Annotated in this window: 12 protein-coding genes; 11 read left to right on the forward strand and 1 reads right to left on the reverse strand. The window is 45.3% G+C overall.

Annotated elements, in window-relative coordinates:
* Window positions 1-128: 128 nt before the first annotated feature.
* The 10 genes from MMB75_RS00460 (at window position 129) to MMB75_RS00505 (ending at window position 15,490) form a co-directional block, all read left to right on the forward strand.
* Window positions 129-2,282 carry a DUF454 family protein gene (locus MMB75_RS00460; RefSeq protein ID WP_082218667.1) on the forward strand — a complete coding sequence of 718 codons (2,154 nt, stop codon included), beginning with the start codon at window positions 129-131 and terminating at the stop codon, window positions 2,280-2,282.
* Window positions 2,275-3,930 carry an amino acid ABC transporter ATP-binding/permease protein gene (locus tag MMB75_RS00465; RefSeq protein WP_123797528.1) on the forward strand — a complete coding sequence of 552 codons (1,656 nt, stop codon included), beginning with the start codon at window positions 2,275-2,277 and terminating at the stop codon, window positions 3,928-3,930. The genes MMB75_RS00460 and MMB75_RS00465 overlap by 8 nt, the downstream gene beginning before the upstream one ends.
* Window positions 3,931-4,197: 267 nt before the next feature.
* Window positions 4,198-6,726 (forward strand): type I pullulanase, encoded by a 2,529-nt coding sequence (gene pulA / locus MMB75_RS00470; RefSeq protein WP_123797527.1) that lies wholly within the window; start codon window positions 4,198-4,200, stop codon window positions 6,724-6,726.
* Window positions 6,727-6,960: 234 nt separating this feature from the next.
* Window positions 6,961-7,602: a 50S ribosomal protein L25 gene (locus MMB75_RS00475; RefSeq protein ID WP_123797526.1), complete on the forward strand. Its 642-nt coding sequence runs from the start codon at window positions 6,961-6,963 to the stop codon at window positions 7,600-7,602.
* Window positions 7,603-7,810: 208 nt separating this feature from the next.
* Window positions 7,811-9,307 carry a methyl-accepting chemotaxis protein gene (locus MMB75_RS00480; protein ID WP_123797525.1) on the forward strand — a complete coding sequence of 499 codons (1,497 nt, stop codon included), beginning with the start codon at window positions 7,811-7,813 and terminating at the stop codon, window positions 9,305-9,307.
* A gap of 182 nt (window positions 9,308-9,489) precedes the next feature.
* Entirely contained in the window at window positions 9,490-10,476 is a 987-nt protein-coding gene (locus MMB75_RS00485; RefSeq protein WP_123797524.1) for a S66 family peptidase, read from the forward strand.
* 59 nt (window positions 10,477-10,535) lie between these two features.
* Window positions 10,536-12,197, forward strand: coding sequence for a sensor histidine kinase (locus tag MMB75_RS00490; RefSeq protein WP_185094033.1), 1,662 nt, complete (start codon window positions 10,536-10,538; stop codon window positions 12,195-12,197).
* Window positions 12,194-12,958 carry a LytR/AlgR family response regulator transcription factor gene (locus tag MMB75_RS00495; RefSeq protein ID WP_013372559.1) on the forward strand — a complete coding sequence of 255 codons (765 nt, stop codon included), beginning with the start codon at window positions 12,194-12,196 and terminating at the stop codon, window positions 12,956-12,958. Before MMB75_RS00490 ends, MMB75_RS00495 begins: the two co-directional genes overlap by 4 nt.
* Before the next feature lie 189 nt (window positions 12,959-13,147).
* A complete protein-coding gene (locus MMB75_RS00500; protein ID WP_017426752.1) occupies window positions 13,148-14,401 on the forward strand; it encodes an L-lactate MFS transporter in 1,254 nt (417 codons plus the stop codon).
* Window positions 14,402-14,578: 177 nt separating this feature from the next.
* Window positions 14,579-15,490, forward strand: coding sequence for a serine/threonine protein kinase (locus MMB75_RS00505; RefSeq protein WP_016818667.1), 912 nt, complete (start codon window positions 14,579-14,581; stop codon window positions 15,488-15,490).
* Window positions 15,491-15,530: 40 nt separating this feature from the next.
* On the opposite strand, the gene MMB75_RS00510 is transcribed toward MMB75_RS00505, so the two are convergent.
* The gene (locus MMB75_RS00510) at window positions 15,531-17,621 is read right to left on the reverse strand and encodes a vWA domain-containing protein (protein ID WP_235209037.1); all 2,091 of its coding nucleotides are present in this window, start codon (window positions 17,619-17,621) and stop codon (window positions 15,531-15,533) included.
* A 637-nt stretch (window positions 17,622-18,258) separates the two neighbouring features.
* On the opposite strand from MMB75_RS00510, the gene MMB75_RS00515 reads away from it, so the two are divergent.
* On the forward strand, window positions 18,259-20,427 hold the full coding sequence (locus MMB75_RS00515) for a hypothetical protein (protein ID WP_025365581.1): 2,169 nt from the start codon (window positions 18,259-18,261) through the stop codon (window positions 20,425-20,427).
* Window positions 20,428-20,507 lie beyond the last annotated feature (80 nt).

A 20,507-nucleotide genomic window follows, 5' to 3' on the forward strand; every position in this document is an offset into this window, starting at 1 on the left:
TGAACTTCAAGAGGATTTTTATATGCGTGATTTACATCACATAACAACCTGACTAAATTATATATATTGATAATGATTATCATTATCTATAAAATATCATTAACAGTATATATATTAGGGGGATTACAGTGAAACCGATTTATATTACCTTAGGGTTTTTATTTTTGGCGCTTGGAGTGATTGGCGTAGTGGTGCCGTTGCTGCCGACTACACCGTTTTTGCTGCTGGCAACCTTTTTCTTTATGCGGGGGTCTGAAAGGATTCATCAGTGGTTTTCGAATACATCTTTGTATCATAAGTATCTGGAGAGTTTTGTACAAACCAGGTCGTTGAAGCTGTCTACAAAAATTACGTCATTGGGCTTAGCGTCAGCTATGCTGATTACAGGCTTTATCTTTACCCCCATTGTGTGGGGCAAGGCGCTCATCGTTTTGGTCATCCTGTTCAAATATTATTATTTTATATTTCGAGTCGGAACTGTGAGGGAAGGTAAGGCGGAAACTCCGTCTTCATCTGAAGCCGTCCCTACTCCGAAAAAAAGGTCTAAAATGGTCGACAGTCGTCTACTAGGCCTGGTGGAGCATTCCCGAAAATATATCATCTTGGGTGTGCTCGTACAGTGGATTGGTCTTTTAGGGAGTATAGCCGCCGTTTTGTCTATGGCCTTTGTGATGCAGCAAGCATGGGAAGGACAAGTAACTCGCCAGCTAATTCTATCCATGACAGTCATTGTTATTGCTGCCATTGCCGTTCGCTTCCTGAGTAATTATGCATCCAGTATGTTGTCCTATCGGGCTTCAATCAATGCTAAAAAAACGCTGCGCTCGCAGATTTACAGCAAGCTGTTAAAGCTGGGACCCTCTTATACGGATCATACCTCCACCTCAGGGGTTATTCAGGTTGCTGTAGAAGGGGTGGAGCAGCTTGAAACCTATTTTGGTAGATACATGCCTCAGCTATTTTATAGTCTGCTTGCACCTGTAACGTTGTTCATCACCCTCTCTTTTGTCAGCTTCAAAGCGGCTATCATTCTATTGATCTGCGTTCCCTTAATTCCAGTGTCCATTATTGTTATTATGCGGATGGCTAAAAAGCTGTTTCGGAAATATTGGGGCAGCTACGTCAATTTGGGCCACAGCTTTTTGGAAAATGTACAAGGTCTGACCACGCTCAAAATTTACGGGACAGACCAGAATAAACATCAGGAAATGAACACAGCGGCTGAGGATTTTCGCAAAATGACAATGAAAGTCCTGACCATGCAGTTAAACTCCGTAGCTGTCATGGATCTTATCGCATTTGGTGGTGCCGCCGCAGGTGTGCTGGTCGCGGTAAACGAATATTCTTCGGGTCATATTGGCTTGGCAGGAGCACTCATCATTGTGTTGCTGTCGGCAGAGTTTTTCATCCCGCTGCGTCTGCTCGGTTCCTACTTTCATATTGCCATGAACGGAATGGCAGCAAGTGACAAAATATTCGAAATGTTGAGTACAGAGGATCTTGTACAAGGACAACAAAGCATAGAAGCTACAGACATTCGATTGGAACGGGTAAATTTTGCTTACGACGAAAGAGATACCTTGCGTAATATAACCATGGACATTCCTCAAGGCAGCTTCGTTTCCATTGTTGGAGAATCAGGCTCAGGTAAAAGTACGGTAGCCGGATTGATCGTTGGACATCATGAGGGTTATCAAGGAAGCCTGACGATCGGAGGAACCGAACTGACCTTCATTTCGGAAGAAAGCCGCATGCGTCATATGACCTGGATCGGTTTTAACAGCTATATTTTTAAAGGCACCGTAGAAGCGAATCTAAGAATGGGCAATGAGCACGCGGATGAGCGACAAATGCTGGAGGCGTTGCGGCAAGTGAAGCTGTATGATTTTATTCTCTCCGAAGGAGGATTGGAAGCAGAGATAGAAGAACAGGGAGCTAATCTGTCAGGAGGACAGCGTCAACGGCTAGCACTGGCCAGAGCGTTGCTGCACGACAGTCATGTATATATTTTTGATGAGGCTACCTCTAACATTGATGTCGAGAGTGAGGAAGGAATCATGGAGGTCATACATGCACTGGCAGGTCAAAAAACAGTGATTCTCATCTCTCATAGACTGGAAAATGTAATTCAATCCGACTGTATTTATGTGCTGCAAAATGGTTTGGTGGCAGAATCCGGAACACATCAGGAGCTGTTGAGCCAGCAGGGACATTATGCGGAGATGTATCTCAGTCAGCATCGGATGGAACAGTTTGTGAAAGGGGGTGCTGTATATGCGTAGACCCGGTTTACGAATCATGGGTCAATTGTTGGTCTTGGCAGGACCTCTTTTACCTGTGCTGCTCATCACGATTGTTACAGGAGTGCTCGGCTTTGTGTGTGCTATTGGCATTATTGTATATGGGGCCCTTGCCCTACTGACAGCAACGGGCATCACGACAGGCTACAGCATGACATTTTTGCTGACTGTCATCGTGCTATGTGCTGTATTGCGCGGTGTATTTCGTTATGGCGAGCAAATGAGTGGTCATTATCTCGCTTTCAAGCTGCTGGCTGTGCTGCGAGACAAGGTGCTTCAAGCTTTGCGCAGATTGGCTCCAGCCAAGCTTGAAGGCAAGGACAAAGGGAATCTGATATCGCTGATTACAAGTGATATTGAGCTGCTGGAAGTATTTTATGCGCATACGATAGCGCCTGTTATGATTGGCATCATCACTTCACTGCTCATGGTATTTTTTATAGGCTCTTATGAGCCTTTACTAGGCTGGATCGCTGCGCTTGCTTACATAACCGTCGGTTTGTTTATTCCCCTACTTACGTCACGTATCGGCAAGCGCCAAGGGATGGAATACCGGAGCAGCTTCGGCCAGCTGAGCAGTTATTTTTTGGACAGCTTACGTGGGATGAAGGAAATTGTGCAATATGGGCAAGGGGAACAACGATTAAATGAAATTAACCGTCGTACGGATCAGTTAGATGCCAAGCAGAAGGATTTGAAGCATCATGAAGGCATCACAAGAGCAGTCACAGATACAGCTGTAGTCGGATTTTCATTCTTGATGCTGCTAGCTGGATTGTATGGCATGTCTAAAGGACAGATGGATTTTACAAGTATGCTGATTTCAGTCATTGCCCTGTTTAGTTCATTTGGTCCGGTGGTCGCACTGAGCAATTTGTCCAACAATTTGCTTCAAACGCTGGCAAGCGGGGAGCGAGTGCTAAGTCTGCTGGAGGAGAGCCCGGAGGTAGAAGAAAATATGAATGGAATGACCGTTGGCTTTACTGGAGCGCAGATAGACAAGGTGACTTTTGCATACGATGGTCAAACGGTGCTAAATGATGTAAGTCTCACGATACCACACAAGCGAATTATAGGTATTCAGGGTAAAAGTGGGTCCGGCAAGTCAACGTTGCTGAAGTTGCTGATGCGATTCAGGGACCCGCAGAAGGGTGGGATTTTACTATCTGACCACGATTTGAAGGACATTGAGACCCGACATTTGAGAAGCGTGCAAAGCTACGTCGATCAGCATACATTCCTGTTTGACGATTCCATTGCAGCTAATATCAAAATTGGAAAGCCGGATGCTACACATCAACAGGTTGTGGAAGCAGCCCGTAAGGCATCAGTACACGATTTTATTATGACATTGCCTCAAGGATATGACAGCCGAGTCGGAGAGTTGGGGGACAGGCTGTCTGGGGGAGAACGCCAGCGCTTGGGGCTGGCCAGAGCCTTTGTTCATGATGCGCCCCTCTTACTGTTGGACGAACCAACTAGCAATTTGGACAGTTTGAACGAAGCGATTATTTTAAAATCGTTAAAAGAACAGCAGCAAGACAAAACGATTATCCTTGTTTCGCATCGAAGCTCCACTATGCGAATGGCTGACGAAATTTTTCAAATGGATAACCGCCGACTCTCCTGAACGTGATGAAAGCTGGGAAATAAATGTGATGCTTTGAAGGCGAAAGCTGTAGCCTGTTCATCGTTTTGTCATAAAATGGAGTGTGCGTGTTGAAATGGGAGCGTCATCCTTATTTAAATCATCCAGCTTTTCAAGCTTGTCTTATTTTGATAGCCTATGAGGTGAGGATTTTGCAAATCCTGAGGTATATTGACAAGTCATAAACATCATAAATGATGGATGAACAGAGGCTATAAGCCGATGTATAGAAATGGGTGGTGAACAGGAATGTCTGATTTCAATCAGCTCAAGGGACTTGAGCACACAGCATATCCCATATATGAAGGCTATGATTTGGGTCTTACTTATACGCCTGCGGGCAGCAAATTTAAGGTATGGGCACCGACTGCACAGCAGGTTCATATCGCGTTGTATACCGACGCAGGGGTGTACGATCAGGAAGGAATCGTTCAGGAGCACGGCGGTGGTCAGGAATTTCTCATGAATCGTGATGGTCACGGAGTATGGTCTATAGAGCTGGAGGGCGACTGGAACAGATATTATTACATGTACAGGCTGGAGTGGGCGGACCACAGCATTCATTATGCTACCGATCCATATGCCAGAGCGGTATCAGCCAACGGGCAACGTACGGCTATCATTGATTTGGATCGAACGAACCCGGATGGATGGGAACAGGATGAGGGACCCGTTCTTGAGCGTACGACAGATGCTATTATTTATGAGCTTCATGTGCGTGATTTTTCGATGGACCCCGATTTTAATGCGGGTATAAAAGATTTATCTACTGCTCAGGGGCGGTTTGCAGCCTTTACGTATACAGGATTAATGGATGCCGAGGGTAACAGTGTCGGACTGGATCATTTGCTGGAGCTGGGCATTACACATGTTCATTTGCTTCCAGTGGCTGACTTTCATACGGTGAATGACTTTTCGGAATTAGGAACTGAATATAACTGGGGCTATGATCCGCAGCATTATAATGTGCCGGAGGGATCTTACTCTTCCAATCCAGCTGACCCGGAGATGCGTATACGAGAGCTGAAACGGCTGGTACAGTCTCTGCATACTGCTGGCATTGGTGTCATTATGGATGTTGTGTACAATCATACGTATTCGGTGGAAAAGGGTCCGTTTGAGCCGATTGTACCAGGATATTATTACCGTACGGATGAGCAAGGGAAGCTCACCAATGGATCAGGTGTAGGTAATGAACTGGCAACCGAACGTCCGATGGTGCGCAAGTATATCAAGGATTCACTACGCTATTGGGCAGAGGAATATCACATAGATGGCTTCCGGTTTGATTTGATGGCGTTAATTGATACACCGACTGTAGAGCAGCTTACCCGAGAGCTTCGCGCTGAAATACGTCCCGATCTGCTGATCTATGGTGAGCCTTGGACGGGTGGGGAGTCCCCGCAGCCTTTGCTTACATTAAAAGGAACGCAGCGGGATAAGGGCTTTGCCGTTTTTAACGACAATTACCGCTCTGCCATTAAGGGAGATAGCGACGGTACCGGGAATGGGTTTGCCACGGGGGCGGAAAATCAGGAGGAACGGGTACTTCAAGGTGCTTTTGGAGCTATCTATGATTTTACAGCTCATCCATCTGAGACCGTCAATTATGTAACGGCCCACGATAATCTCAATTTGTGGGATAAAATTTTGACGGTGAGACATGTACGGGAGAACTGTCGTTTTCCGCAATGGGAGCAGGGGAACCCCAAAGATGGAAGGACAGCCGAACAAGCCGTAGCTGAAGCAGACCCGTATCAGGAACTGGATGAAAGTAACCTACTTGAAAACGAAACTGTACGTAAGTCTCTGTTGGCTAACGGCATGATTCTGACATCGCAAGGTATTCCTTTTATCCATGCAGGGGATGAACTGCTGCGTTCCAAATATGGAGACCATAACAGCTACCGAAGCTCTGATGTAGTGAATGCCATCCGTTGGAATAACAAGGCGAGGTTTCGATCCGTGTTTGATTACTACCAGGGCTTAATTGCTTTGCGGCGCAGTCACCCGGCATTCCGTATGGATCAGCGTGAGCTGGTGGAGCAGCATATGGAAGTCCTGCAAAGCAGTGGGCATGTGGTGGCTTTTGCATTGAGGCATCATGCTAACGGCGATGCCTGGAATCATATTGTGGTGATTTATAACGGTTCGGATACAGAGCAGACAATATCATTGCCTGCGGAATCGGATCGTTGGCATGTGGTCGTGGATGCACACGGGGCCGGGAATGAGACACGCTATGAAGTGGTAGGCCATCGTGTGACTGTATCGCGCTGGTCGATGATGGTGTTGTATGATCAGGCTGGACCTCCCCAAGCCTCCTTTTTGACTGAGCAAGATCAAGCTAACGAGCAAGTGGATAACGAAACGAAGGGCTTGGATGAGGGGACGAATCAAGAGATTGCAGGTGCAGCAATGACAGATGCCCAGCGAGGAAACGATAGAGCGGTTATTCCGTTTCGTACGATTGAACTGATCTACGAGCGTGCAGACCGGCAATACTCTGGCTGGAATGTGTGGGTATGGGGCACCGGACACCAGGACGGACATGTTGAATTTCACAATTGGGATGATGGTCGGGCAGTAGCCCGCATTCGGGTGGCTCCTGATGTACAGCGAATTGGCTACATTGTCCGCCTGAATCACTGGGATGCCAAGGATGTGGAGGCAGATCGATATATTGATGTAGATCCGACCCAGTCTGTGATGCAGGTATTGATTCATAGTGGCAGAGAGGAATATTTATTACTGGTTAACGATAACCGGGCGGGATAGACTTGTATGCCTGGTTGCCATATATACACGAGAAATAGCATTTTTCGATCATTTCGAAGAATGCTATTTTTTTATGCAAATGTGCGTCAGTTTCAGAAAAAAGGGGTAAAATAGAATTATGGACTTGTTTAGTTTTGCCAGCTTGCTGGCTTATATTCTGTAGTACGACTGGTAAACAAGCAAGATTCTTGGAGGAAAATCATTTGTAAGGTAACCTGAAGGAGGTTGTATATCATGAGTTCTAATGGAGGAAGTATTCAACTAACCGCCCAGCCGAGAACAGAGAAGAAGGGTTCGGCCATTCGTGGATTGAGGTTAAAAGGACGGATTCCAGCTGTGGTTTACGGCTCTGAAATCGAGGGAACCTCTGTACATGTCGATGCCAAGGAATTTAATAAAGTAATCAGAACCGGACGTTCAGAGGTTTTTAATCTCACAGTAGAAGGCGGAGAAACGATTCCAGTCATTATTAAAGATTATCAACAGCGTGACAACCAATGGTTGCATGCCGACTTTTTGAAAATTTCCAAAAACAAACCGCTTCGCGTGCGTGTTTCGATTGATTATCAGGGTACGCCTGTAGGTACAAAATCAGGTGGTATTCTGCAAGTTCAAGAAACAGAAGTCGAGGTTGAAGGTTTGCCTTCTGACTTGCCGTCCACTATTGAAGTGGATGTATCCGCACTGGATATTGGCGACAAGCTGAGCGCAAGCGACTTGAAGCTTCCTAAAGGCGTGACGCTGCATGTCTCTGAAGAGGAGTTGCTGGCATCCGTGATCGTTCCGCGTGCAGTCGAAGTAGAAAATGCTGCTGTGGAAGGTGATGCAGCGGCAACTGAAGGTGCTGAAGAGGCTTCCGAAAACAAGGAATCTTAATGGATTCAGCAGGCACATTAAACGTTTGCCAATTAAAGAAGATGATCAAACCGTGAATTAAAACCGTTCCCTGTTAGGGGGACGGTTTTTGTCTTTAAAGTACGACCATCATTCAATACGCGTTCTGATATGACGATATATATAGTATGGCATTTACATTTTTATTTTATAAATACCTAATATATCTCTAAGGAGCGCGTACACAATCATGGACAGAACGAATGAATTGTTGTGGCAAAGAAACAAATTGGTGATCATTATTTTTTGGATTATGACTTTGAGCAGCATCGTCCCGGCAATATCTAATCCCTCGATGTGGATATCTAGCGGTGTAGGATTAGTAGTCGCGGCAGTTTTGACGATTCTGAATATACAAAAGATAGGAATCCGGCTTATTCCTTGGATTATTACATTTTATAGTGCATTAATATGTATATTTGTGAACTTATCTAGTGTGGAGGTAGTGACTACGATCTTTATTTGTTCATTGTTGCTACTCTACCCATCTTATCCATATTTTCTGGTAGCTATGACTTTAAATTTATGTAATATTTTTATACAAATTACGATCGGTACGCCTGCAACTCTGCCAGCTACCGGTTCTTTGCGTTATGTACATGAATTTATTATTGTAGGGCTGATTGGATTACTATTGCTAGTGGTATCGGTGTTAAACCAAAAGCAGTTTAAGATAACGGAGGAACAAAATAAAAATATGGATGCCACAAGGCAACGTATTGAATTTCTGTTTGAGCAAGTGAGGCAAGCTGTAGCGGGATTACATAGCTTTACAGAACGATTCAGGAATCAAGTGGATGCTACAGGCATTGTGACGAATGAAGTCGCCATCGGGTTTCAGGAGGTTGCCGAAGGGGTAGAGATGCAGGCTTCGAATATCACTGAGGTAACCGATAACTTGGCTCAGTCTGATCGGCATGTGCGCGAGGTTGCCGATCATTCCCGGGAGCTGAAGCAGCTCTCCGAAGATACGAAAAATGCCGGGGGTAGAGGCAGCAGTCAACTGCTTGCATTAACATCTCAAATTAAAGATTTGGGTCAGGTGATGAGTCGTACCAAAGAAGAATTGGATGAGTTTAAATTGCAGAGTGACAATATGTCTGCCATGCTCAAAGATATTACTCAAATCTCAAAGCAAACCAATTTGCTGTCCTTGAATGCATCCATTGAGGCCGCCAGAGCGGGAGAGCATGGAAAAGGATTTGCGATCGTGGCTGGAGAAGTGCGTAATTTGGCTGAAATGGTTGGGAACACCTCAGTGGCGATGGAGGGTATTTTGGAGCAGCTGAGAACTCAGATGGATTCCGTCGTAAGCCAATTTGACATGGGACAGGAAAGATTACAGCAAAGCATGGAGTCGGCACATTCGACTGAAATTGTACTGGAAGATATCCTGCAAAATGCCAATAAAGTATTGGTGCAGGCTGTGGAGGTAGAGTCCAGTACGAATAGTATGCAACAATTTTCGTCTCAGGTCGTTCAAGAGATGATGGAATTTTCCAGTGTGACAGAACAAGCAAGTGCAGCGTCTGAACAAATTTTGGCTGGAGTAGAAGAGCAGCAAAATATAACTTCCAATATGATGGCGGGATTTAGTGAGCTGGAGGCATTGATTATTCAGTTGAAAGAGCTGGTCCATGATCAGAATGAGAACAACAGCTCTAGTGAAATCGACAAAAGTAAATAACCGAAAAGCATCATCATCGGACTAGAGATCCGGGGCTTATCGCTAACAAGCGGTATCCCCGGTTTTTTACTTCTTATTGGGAAGTAGGCAATGAAGTGGGAAGTTTTAGAAGCTATAATTAGATGGAAGTTGATGGTATAATTTGTGGCAGTTTAAATGCTTTGTAACAAGGGGGAATGACCATGATGATGGGAAAGCAAGCACCTAAATTAAAAGCTGGAGACGAGATACGCATTCTTTCGCCATCCCGAAGCTTGTCTATTGTTTCTGAGGAAAATCGACTGATTGCCCAGAGTAGACTGGAGGCGCTTGGGTTTAAAGTGAGTTTTTCGCAGCATGTGCTGGAAAACGATGACTTTGCATCTTCTTCGATAGAGTCTAGAGTAGCTGACTTGCACGAAGCTTTTGTCGATCCAAAGGTAAAGGGCATTCTGACCTCAATTGGGGGCTATAATGCCAATCAGCTTCTAGCCCATCTGGATTATGATCTGATCGGCGCTCATCCTAAACGATTATGTGGCTATTCGGATATAACGGCGTTAAGCCATGCGATTTATGCCAGAACAGGGCTTATCACGTATGCAGGACCTCACTTTTTGACGTTCGCCATGTTGCGAGGAAATGAATATACGACGACTTATTTTCAAAGGTTAATGTTGGAAGAGGGAAGCATTCAAATCCAATCGTCGCCAGAGTGGAGTGACGATGCTTGGTATCTGGATCAGGATCAAAGAAGCTTTCACCGCAATGCGGGTCCATATGCGATTCATGAAGGCGAAGCAGAGGGTACGATTGTGGGCGGAAACTTGTGTACTCTGAATTTGTTACAGGGAACCCCATACATGCCAAGTCTAAAAGGAACTATAGTGTTTGTTGAGGATGATTACGAAAGCTCTCCCGCTACATTTGATCGGGATTTGCAATCATTGTTGCACCAGCCTGAATTTGATCAGGTTAAAGGAATCATCATAGGTCGATTTCAGAAGGCTTCGCATATGACAGAAGAATTGCTGCGGCAAATCATTCGCTCGAAAAGAGAATTGGCCTCTATACCGGTGATTGCAGATGCTGATTTTGGTCATACCACGCCGCAGTTTACATATCCGATTGGCGGGAAGGTACTTATTCGTGCCCGTAATGGCAGGGTAGGAATTGAAATATGTGAGTAGTGGTTTTTTATTAATACAACCTATGTAGGCATATCCGTTTTTATTTGGGAGGAACGCATGTGAACGCCTTGCTGGAAATGCTGATGCAGCTCTTTGAGCGCGCAGCATTGTTGCTGATTTGTTTGTTTTTTATTACACGTATCCCCCGATTTAAGGAAACCTTGCAGAAGAACAGTCATTCTCCGGCAGAGCTGACTTTACTAACATTGATTTTCTGTATGTTTGCCCTGTTTGGTACCTACACCGGGATTGAAGTTGAAGGCTCGCTGGTTAACGTTCGAATCATTGCAATTATGGCGGGCGGTATTTTGTTCGGACCCTGGGTTGGGATCATTACAGGTATTGTATCGGGGATCCATCGTTATCTAATTGATATCGGGGGAGTGACCTCGATTCCGTGTCTGATTACAAGTATTCTGGCAGGTGTGGTGTCAGGATATATCGGTCGCCGGGTCAATCGTTCCAAGAGATGGCTGGTTGGTATCGCCGCAGGTATGGTCTGTGAAGCGTTGACGATGCTGCTCATTCTGGTAATGGCAGAACCTCACGGCCTTGGTGTGGACATCGTTTCCAAGATCGGTCTACCGATGATTATCGGAGAGGTCAGTATTGGTTTAATCGTTCTATTGATCCAAAGTGTAGAGGGGGAAAAGGAGAATATCGCAGCCAGACAGGCCAAGCTGGCATTGGATATTGCCAACAAGACGTTGCCTTATTTTCGTTCGATTAATGCGGAATCCTTGCATACGATTTGCTCGATTATAAAAGAAGACATCAAGGCAGACGCGGTGGCGATTACGGATACCCGAGATGTACTGGCTTACGTCGGATTTGGCGAAGAACGCTATCATATCGGGGATGAAATTATTAGCGATGTGACTAAATCGACGATCCGCAGTGGTAAAATCACGATCCGCAACCATATTGCTGACGACAAAACGCCCCAAATCCAGTCTCTGCTCATTATCCCGTTAGAGGAGCGGGGAGAAGTAACCGGAACCCTAAAGATTTACTACCGAAAAGCTTATAAAATCACGTATCCGTTGCAGACGATGGCGATCGGCTTGTCTCAGATCATTTCCACGTTAATGGAAGTGTCGCGTGTGGAGCAAATTAAGGAAGCGGCGAATAAGGCCGAGTTAAAGGCACTCCAGACGAAGATCAACCCTCATTTTCTGTTCAACGCGTTGAATGCCATTGCCTCAACGACGCGCACCAAACCGGATAAGGCGCGAGAGCTGATTATCAATTTGTCAGGCTATCTGCGTTATAATTTGGAGCTGAATGATGATTTGATCGAAATTCACAAGGAGCTTCAACAGGTGTCGGATTACGTAGAAATTGAAAAAGCTCGCTTCGGCAATCGGCTTCAGGTGAAGTATGTAATGGATGAGGTGTCCGTGCGTATTCCGAGCCTAATTATCCAGCCCCTAGTTGAGAATGCGATTAATCATGGAATCCTCAAGAAAAAAGGGCCAGGTACAGTAACCATTTCTGTAAAAGACCGTGGCGAAAAGGTGCGTATTTCTGTAGCTGATACCGGGGTGGGTATACGGGACGATGTAGTGGATAACCTATATTATGATCAAGTTCCGGCTAAACAGATCGGCTTGTACAATGTGCACAGAAGACTCAAGCTTATGTACGGTGAAGGAGTCATTATTCTTAAACATGATCCGGGCACCGAAGTATATTTTGACATACCAAAGGAGAAGTCATGAAGGCCATAATTGTAGAAGACGAACTTCCGGCACGTGAAGAGCTGGAGTATCTTATTCAGACTCATAGCAGTATTGAGGTGACCGATAGTTTCGAGGATGGACTGGATGTATTCCGGTTTCTGCAAGATCAGGAGACGGATGCGATCTTTCTGGACATTAACATTCCTTCATTGGACGGGATGCTATTGGCACAGAACATTAGCAAATTTGCTAAAAAGCCCTATATTATTTTTACGACCGCCTATAAAGAACATGCGGCGCAGGCTTTTGAACTGGAGGCGTTCGACTACATTCTCAAGCCATATGATGAAAAACGGATCGCATCCATGCTGCATAAGCTCGAAAATGCTTATGAGCAGCGAAACGCTCAAATACAGGAACCTGTCCAGGCTGGGCAACCCCGAGCTGCTGAAACCAGTACCGTTGCTGCTCCGGGGCGTATTAATCTGCTGAAAAATGACAAAATTATCGTAACGGATGCAAACGATATTTACTATGCGTGTGCGCAGGAAAAGGTAACTCGTGTCTTTACAAGGCACGAAGAATATACGATGCCGATGAGCATTTCGGAATTTCATGCCCGCCTGCCGCAGCAGGACTTCTTTCGCTGTCACCGATCGTATACGGTTAATCTGTCGCAAATCCGTGAAATTGTACCTTGGTTCAATCATACGTATCTCTTGCGCTTGCGTGGACTAGAAGCAGAAATTCCGGTGAGTCGCAGTAAGGCCAAGGAGTTTCGGCAAATTATGCGACTTTAAAGGCATTTCATTCCGCTATATGTGCATTTCATTCCTCAAACGATTTCTAGCTGACATGCAGGGTTATAATAACCGTGTAAACAGAATCCTTACAGAATTGCTCTTTCACAGGCGCAAAGCGTACTGGATTCACGGTTATCATCATAACAAATGGATGCTGTAGAGCCGGAATGAAAAGAGGAGATCAATATGAAATCAAACAGCGGAAATCGCCTGCTGGTCGTACTGGGAACGATTATTGTCCAGATGGGCTTAGGTACCATTTACACATGGAGCTTATTTAATCAACCGTTGGTGGACCGCTTTGGCTGGAACCTCAGTTCGGTCGCTATTACCTTTTCAATTACCAGTTTTGCACTGGCGTTTGCTACGTTATTCGCAGGCAAGCTACAGGATAAATGGGGACTTCGTCGTCTGATTTTGTGTGCAGGTGTCGTACTAGGGGCAGGGCTCATGCTTAGTTCACAGGTAACTTCGTTATCCCTGCTGTACATTTTGGCAGGTATTGTCGTAGGTTTTGCGGATGGAACGGCATATATTACATCATTGTCAAATCTGATTAAATGGTTTCCCGAGAAAAAAGGACTTATCTCCGGTATTTCAGTTGGGGCCTACGGAACAGGCAGTCTGATATTCAAGTATATTAACGGTTCGCTGATTCAGTCTGTTGGCGTATCGCAGGCATTTTTGTATTGGGGTATCATCGTGCTGATCATGATCGTCGGTGGTTCTTTCCTGGTGAAAGAAGCAGTAGTTGTGAACAAACCTTCGGAACAAAATGGGGCTGTACAGCGGGACTATACCGTTAAAGAAATGCTGCGCACCAAGCAGGCATACCTGCTGTTCGTCATGTTCTTTACCGCTTGTATGAGTGGTCTCTACCTGATCGGAGTGGTCAAAGATATCGGCGTACGGATGGCTGGCTTGGATGTAGCAACAGCTGCCAATGCGGTCGCTATGGTCGCTATTTTCAACACGGCGGGTCGGATTATATTAGGTGCGCTATCGGACAAGGTAGGTCGTCTGAAAGTGGTAGCAGGTGCACTTTTAACAACAGCAGTTGCAGTTACAGTACTGAGTCTGGTACCCCTGAATTTTGGTTTGTTCTTTGCCTGTGTAGCAGGAATTGCTTTTTGCTTCGGTGGCAATATTACCGTCTTTCCTGCCATCGTAGCTGATTTCTTCGGTCTGAAGAACCAAAGCAAAAACTATGGTATTGTGTATCAGGGCTTTGGCCTTGGTGCGCTGGCGGGGTCATTTATCGCTGCCTTGCTCGGCGGATTTATCCCGACCTTTACCACAATTGCTGTGCTGTGCGTCGTATCGTTCCTGATTGCCCTCACCATTCGCACTCCAGAACAAGGTAAAGGCAAACTGCGCAGCGAACGGAAGAAAAATACCAACGGTGTACGCAGTATGAAGCCAGGTACAAAATTAGGTTAAACGATTTGAGAAAATAGGACCAGATGAATGCCAAAAGACCTGTCATCATTTCTCTAAGGGAGATTATGGCAGGTTATTTGTTTTTCCAATAACCTGATTTACGGTATAATAAAAAGACGTGTAATAAGCCGATATATACAAAAGACATAAGCTAAGAACCTGACAGGAGGACGAGTCATGATCGTGGATACAAGCGGGAATCTGCTTGCCCGCAATACGAAGCTGCGAAATACATATCAAATTCGAAGCGCCTTGTCCCGCAGTGAGCTGGCCATCGTGTATACGGCAAGGCTGTTGGATAACCGAGAAAAGGTGATTGTAAAGGAATTTTTTCCGAATGCGCTGGCTTTGCGGGGGATGGATCGAAAAACGGTCACTTGTAGCGCTTCTATGCAATCCAAATATGTAGAGTTTATGCATTATTTCTTGCGTGAAGGGCAAATGTTGAAGGAATTAAATCATCCGGGGGTTGTCGGTTATATAGATCACTTTGAGGAAAATGGAACTGCTTATCTGGTCATGGAATACTGTGCAGGCAAGACGCTGGATCGAATGATGAAAGAAGAAGCTGTGCCAACGTCTGATCCTACTTTTTTGTACCAAACGCTGCTGCCTTTAATTGATGCCTTGGAGTATATTCATAACAAAGGAATTATTCATCGGGACATTAAGCCAGGCAATATTATGGTTGGGGAACATGGCAACATCAAGCTGATTGATTTTGGCTCTGCTGTGCATTTCGAAGGCAAGGAGCATCCGATCTTCACGACGGCAGGCTATTCTCCACTGGAATTTTACTCTAACCGTTCGCGGCAGGGACCTGTGTCGGATATTTATAGCTTGGCCGCAACGCTGTATTATTGCCAAAAAGGATCACCTCCACCGGACGTGCCAGGCAGATTATTTGCAGATCGGACCGAACGGATTCGGATCGAAAATGCAGGGATTTCACTACTGCCGTACGTGATTCGGCGTGGCCTGGAGGTACAGGCTAACAAGCGTTGCCGCTCACTTCGATGGTTTAAAGCCGCACTACGTGCGGAATATTGGATAAAAAAAGGGAAGCGCCCTACTCTTACGGTTCGTTAATCGTAAGAGTAGGTGCTTCTCTTTTTTATTCCGACGGGCGTTATCCTGTCGGAGCTTGAATATGGTCGGTGTACACTGAAGTGTTCGGCTTAATCGCCTTGTACCGCAGCTCAATTTCAGTGACGCCGTCCTCAAACGTGATGTACAGTTTATCACCATACGCCATGACCGCTTTTTTGTTACGGCTCAATCTGATTTTTCCATGCTGCAGGGCGCAACGTGTATCATGTTTCACGATCAGAGTCCCTTTTTTACCTGCGGAAAATAGGATTCGTTCCGCTTCTGGTAATGGTTCGTGAACGTCAAGCGTACGGAATAACTCCTGCAAGCTGACCTTATGACCCGGAAAGGAGGTCAGCGGCCAAGATTTTACCGGAATCTCCTGTCCACTCGCTGTAGCGAGAAAATATCCTTCGATTCTTCCAGCAAACTGCGGCTTCGGTCGCAAGAACCAATACAGAAGAGCAGCTATCACAATGCTGATGGCTACCGTCCATTTAATGGCTGTATACCGGGATTGGACTGAAACGGTCAGTGTAGCGCTACTGGATGCACCTTCTGGATCGGTAGCGGTAATCTTTAGCTTCGTGTCACCTGTGTGAAGCTTGGATAGCAGCAGATCATTACCGTTAATCTCGGCATTAATTGTATCCTCAGAGGCTCCTGAATCCAGCTTATAATTCAGCTTGTCATGATTGGGATCAACAATAAAATCCGATAAACTTCGACGGGAATCACCGTCTTCTTTTACCAGATGTATCGTCAGGTCTTTTAAAGCTTGTGGTGCTGCATTGGTGGCGTGAACTTTATGTACAATTCCCTTACGGTACCACTGCGGACTATCCAGAGATAGCTGCCATGTATAATCACCCGTTTGTGGGAACGCATATTCGGTATGAAAGGCTCCTGACTTATAGGTCATAGGCACCTTTTTAGCTGTACCGCCTTTTACAGGGGTAACTATAATATGGGCTTGAAGAGATGTATATATGGCCTCATCTGTAAGATTTTGGCCATCCGGTAATAGGAGCTGAGCTTGAAATGGTGTCGCTTGTCCCTTCAGCAATTGCATAGGCTTGTCGCCATGAGTTGCTGTTGTTTGCGTTCCTCCTATAGTAGCTTCAGCTTCCAGTCGGTAGCTGCCAAGTAAATTGATTTTAACCAAATCTCCGCGTATGCCCCGTAATTTCAACTTCACTTTACCTGCTTGTGGATGCTCAATTTTCAAAATTGCATATCGGCTCGACTTGTACCTACGGACATTTTCTGAATTGGAGTATAGCTGGGTTTCCAGCAGGGGATGCTCCGACAAAAGCACCAGATTGGCTTCCTCCATACTAGAGTCCGGTAGAGTCACCGTTAATTCTTGCATCTCGCCAGTGGTCGTAATTGCAGCAACTGGAACGAGCTTGGAGCGAATTTGACTGGCAAAAATACGATTCAGAATTTCCGGCAGATCCTCAGCACTACTCGTAATAAAAGAAGCTCCTCCCGTTTGAGAAGCGATCCGTTCGAGTTCTTGCCGGTTTACCGTGCCATCATGGTTCAGGCCAATCGTATACACCGGGTATCCCTTGTTCTGTGCAGATTTGATGACAGAGGATACATCGTTATTCGAGTCACCCTTGGACCGAGAACCAGAAGAGGCACCAAAATCAGTCTCTCCATCTGACAATAAAATCATAAAAGGCTGACGCCCTTGGGATGCTCCGGCAGCTAGCAGTTCTGAGCCTTTATGCAGCCCAAGTCCCAAATCTGTATAGCCAGAACGGTTCAACATTCTGATTTCCTGCTGAATTTGCGATTTTTGCGCTGCCACGCCAATCGAGGTAAGTGGTTTTGAGGCGACAACATGATGGTTGTAGGCGACGAAACCCACGCGTGTACGGTCTGCATCACTTAAGTCCATAAACATACTAATGACTTCGGCGGCAATACCCTCGGGATCCGTGTCTCTCATGGAATAGCTGGTATCCAGTACAAAAACAGCATCGTAACCCTCAATCGGAGCAGTCCCCGAAGATGCTGCATTAGCCTGATTTACAGTGCAAATGACCCCGTTTAAGCCCATTTGGAAAAATAGTACAAAAGTCATGAAAATGATAATTCCTAGTTTCCTTATTCTGAACATAAGCTCCTCCATCGGCGAGACCAATGTGGGCGTGCCAACTCTCCTAATCCTTGGGATATAAGGGATAAAGGATCAAAACAGCTGAAAACCCTCACATTAGCCATGAATTTGATACTTTTACGCTTATCAGAAATATCCAATGAACTTCTATCGGCAATTGGATTCCATTTGTGAATATTTCCCTGAAGAAACAGGTCTAACATATCATAAAAATTACGTAATCACGCATAAAATGAGCCAAAATGCCCTATTTCAATCTGAGACTACAGAAATTGACAAAACTAAAGGGTGCTTTGTATGATAGCTCTCGTATCAACGGCAAAAATTGGGATTGAAGTTAGGAATACGAAATCATAAATTTGAAGTTTCTGTGTTATATGACTTTTGATTTTGAATTTTATCTCATTTGAATGCCTTGCCGTTAAAAGCCGAATAGCGCTTCGGACCGATTTTCGAGGTTATATGCCTGTACCGTAAATGTGGTATAAGCTCAATCCTTTGACGAATTTAAATGTTAAGTAGGGGGGAGGAGGCAAATGAACTAAAAATGAATATTCGTCCGTTTCAAATTGGACATCCCATGTCCGAATATGGAGCAATGGACCTATACTCAAACTTTATTCATTTGTCGACAGCGATGGAAATCATTTATCAAACCAACCGGACAATGCTTTTTGAAGAGATTAACCCGGAAAAGCTGGACCTGATCACCATTGTAGGTGATGTGAAGGGTATCGACAGCTTGAGCGATGAGAAGATCAAGGAAATTAATCAGCACCTTCTGGTGCGCAGCTTTGACGAATTTTTGGATAAGTTTTCACCGACCGTGTATTCATTTTTTAACGCGGCCAATCAAAAGGTCGTCTACACCCTTAAAAAGCCTGAGGGAATTGATGAGGATAGCATTTCTGAAATTCGTATCAATCAAAGCAATGATTTTCTGAAAATGTTGTTTACGCTCATTGATACTAAGCGCAGTCAAGGAATCACCAATGTAGATTTCAAATTTGAAAATCTGCTGGATATGATTTCACCGAAAAAGGTTATGGACGATATTCGTCAAGTCCGCAAAGAAATTCACTATATGTACGGTGAATACGACAAGCTGGATGATGGCGATCCGAAGAAACTCGATATGGGTGACAAGCTCAATGCCATGTTCGAGGAAGCGAGCCAGAACTATAACAACGTTATGGCTATGCTGCCACTGGCCATTGAGGACATCAAAACCCGACTTCTGCTCGGTGGGGCCCAAGAGGAAAATGCCGGTGAGTTGATCCAGGTGGGTATGCTCTCCATTGGGGAAAGCGGCGAACTGAAAATTATTGAAGCGCCGAAGAGTGAAAGTACTGAGCTGATGCTATTGGATGAGAACAGCACTGGAGATCTTTCCCAAGTATTCGAAGAAGATTACAACTCTATTACAGATACGCCTTCTGACTATGTAAAAGACTTGGTGGTTCGCACGTTTGTGCCACTGCCAGCTGTTCAGACCAAGGTTGACACAGCGGTTGAAGTTCAGAACTACAACACGTATCTGGAGTTCTATAAAAATGCCAAGGATGATTTTGTAAAGGCGGTTAAGCCGCTGGTAGAAAAAATCCTCGGTGTCAAAATGTTCTTCGATCAATATGCGACGAAGAGCAAAGGGATGCTGCCGACAATGCTGGTGGCGAATAACAAGCTGGACATGCTGGTGAAAAGTAGCAATATCCCGCGTCTGGAAACGTACCTGAACACCGTAAATGCCAAAAATGAATTCAGCGACACCATCTGGTTCGGGATCGTTCCATCTATCGAGCTTGAAGCAGCCGGTAAGGTAAAAGTTTCTCGTGAACGCTTTAAGGGCAACGAGAAGGTCGTAAAGCAGGGCGGAAATTCGATGGAATCGCTTTCGATGCTGCTGCAAGTCGTGAAGGATTACAAAATTCAAATGTTCTTTAACTTTGAATCCGGTGAAGAGACGACCTTCAACAGTATGGCGACAGCAGGCATCGATAAATATGTCGATAAATGCGCCAGTCTTGTACGCAGAGAATATAGCGAATTTGCGATTCCTTGTGTACCGAACTTTACCATTATTCCGAAGGATAAATCGGGTGTCATTATTGATAGCAAAATGCTACAGACCGAAGACGGTGTGCAGCTCTCCAAGGAAAAAGAAGATATTCTCAAGCTGTGGATCGAGGGCGTATATGTGGGCGCTGCCTATGTGGCCGCTGGCTTGGTCGCTTCCTATCAATGTCCTGAATACCTGCGTGAGACGTTCAAAACGGTCAATAAAAACTTCCCGGGTGTACGCTTCGACATTGAAGCTGGAGACAACAGTCTGCGCACGGTGACGACGATGGCCAAGGAAATCACTGGGTTCACCAACACGATCAAGGATGCCATCAACCGTAAAAACTTTGGCTTTGTATTCTCGTCCGAGAATGCTCAGATTCAGGATAAGGATATCCGCCGGATTACTGTCTACAAGGCAAGAAGCATGGCGATGTCCGAGGACGGCTTTGACTCTATCTACAAAACGCTGGTCAGCACGTACATTGAACGTATTTTGCGCTACCAAACAGGTGACTTCAAGCACGAAAATATCGTCCGCTTCTTTAGTAACAATCCGAGCAGCCAGAAGAGCAAGTGGCTGAGCAGCAGAGGATCTGTGAACTCGATCATTCAGGACGGAGATGATATGAGCTTCATTATTGATGAGAAAAGCAATATGTGCCATATCGATCTGGTCTTCAATGGTAATGTGAAGAACCTGGAAGTCATGATCACTAAGGGAACCAGCTCGGTCAAATCATGATCCGAGCACTACGAAAGATGGTAGAGGCGTTTCTATCCAGAACCGCCTTTATACATAAATCGCGGAGAAGCCCTGCTTCT

Origin of the sequence: Paenibacillus sp. P2(2022), from assembly GCF_029522175.1 — a bacterium.
GTDB classification, from domain to species: Bacteria; Bacillota; Bacilli; order Paenibacillales; family Paenibacillaceae; genus Paenibacillus; species Paenibacillus polymyxa.

What these genes read in the sequence shown, in the direction of transcription:
- MMB75_RS00465 (WP_123797528.1), top strand. Translation starts at nt 2,275, where the DNA reads ATGCGTAGACCCGGTTTACGAATCATGGGTCAATTGTTGGTCTTGGCA.
- pulA (WP_123797527.1), top strand. Translation starts at nt 4,198, where the DNA reads ATGTCTGATTTCAATCAGCTCAAGGGACTTGAGCACACAGCATATCCC.
- MMB75_RS00475 (WP_123797526.1), top strand. Translation starts at nt 6,961, where the DNA reads ATGAGTTCTAATGGAGGAAGTATTCAACTAACCGCCCAGCCGAGAACA.
- MMB75_RS00480 (WP_123797525.1), top strand. Translation starts at nt 7,811, where the DNA reads ATGGACAGAACGAATGAATTGTTGTGGCAAAGAAACAAATTGGTGATC.
- MMB75_RS00485 (WP_123797524.1), top strand. Translation starts at nt 9,490, where the DNA reads ATGATGATGGGAAAGCAAGCACCTAAATTAAAAGCTGGAGACGAGATA.
- MMB75_RS00495 (WP_013372559.1), top strand. Translation starts at nt 12,194, where the DNA reads ATGAAGGCCATAATTGTAGAAGACGAACTTCCGGCACGTGAAGAGCTG.
- MMB75_RS00500 (WP_017426752.1), top strand. Translation starts at nt 13,148, where the DNA reads ATGAAATCAAACAGCGGAAATCGCCTGCTGGTCGTACTGGGAACGATT.
- MMB75_RS00505 (WP_016818667.1), top strand. Translation starts at nt 14,579, where the DNA reads ATGATCGTGGATACAAGCGGGAATCTGCTTGCCCGCAATACGAAGCTG.
- MMB75_RS00510 (WP_235209037.1), bottom strand. Translation starts at nt 17,621, where the DNA reads ATGTTCAGAATAAGGAAACTAGGAATTATCATTTTCATGACTTTTGTA.
- MMB75_RS00515 (WP_025365581.1), top strand. Translation starts at nt 18,259, where the DNA reads ATGGAAATCATTTATCAAACCAACCGGACAATGCTTTTTGAAGAGATT.